Genomic DNA, 648 nt, shown 5'->3' with positions numbered 1-648 from the left:
CGAATGCAACGGACATTGATAATGATGAATTAAGTGTTGATGGCGTAAGCTACAGCGGCACAGACGGTGTGTTAACCGATAACGGTGATGGCACACACAGCTTCGCACCAAATGAAAACTTCAACGGTGATGTACAACTCGACTTTGGTGTCAGCGATGGCACGGTGACAACACCAGCAAACATTGATATTGCAGTTGCCGATGTGAACGATGCACCGGTTGCGGGCAGCACAAGTTACACGGTCAACGAAGATGGCCAAATTACCATTAGCCCAGATCAATTACTTGCGAATAGCAGTGATGTAGATGGCACGGTTAGCCTTGATAGCGTCAGCTACTCAGGCAGTGATGGTGTATTAATTACTAATGAAGATGGCTCAGTGACGTTCTCTCCAAACGAGAACTTCAATGGTGAAATCAGCCTGGATGTTGTAGTTATCGATGATGATGGCGCAACCGCTGAAACGACTGCGGGTATCACGGCACTAGCAGTGAACGATGCGCCCGTGGTTGATGGCAATGTTGCTTACTCGGTTGACGAAGATGGCACCATTACCTTAAGCCAAGAACAATTATTGGCTAACGCAACGGATGTTGACGGTGATGATCTCACTGCGGTTGACCTATCTGTTGGCGGTAATGCAACGG

General features: G+C 48.0%; 1 protein-coding gene. It reads left to right on the top strand.

Features of this window, described 5'->3' with window-relative positions:
* Nucleotides 1-648: cadherin-like domain-containing protein (locus QQK09_RS19445; RefSeq protein WP_284204125.1), on the top strand; the 648-nt coding region annotated here is incomplete at both ends.

The sequence above is a fragment of the Psychromonas marina genome (genome assembly GCF_030161115.1).
GTDB lineage: Bacteria > Pseudomonadota > Gammaproteobacteria > Enterobacterales > Psychromonadaceae > Psychromonas > Psychromonas marina.
Note: the sequence above shows the minus strand (reverse complement) of the source record. Positions and strands in the feature narration are given on the sequence as shown.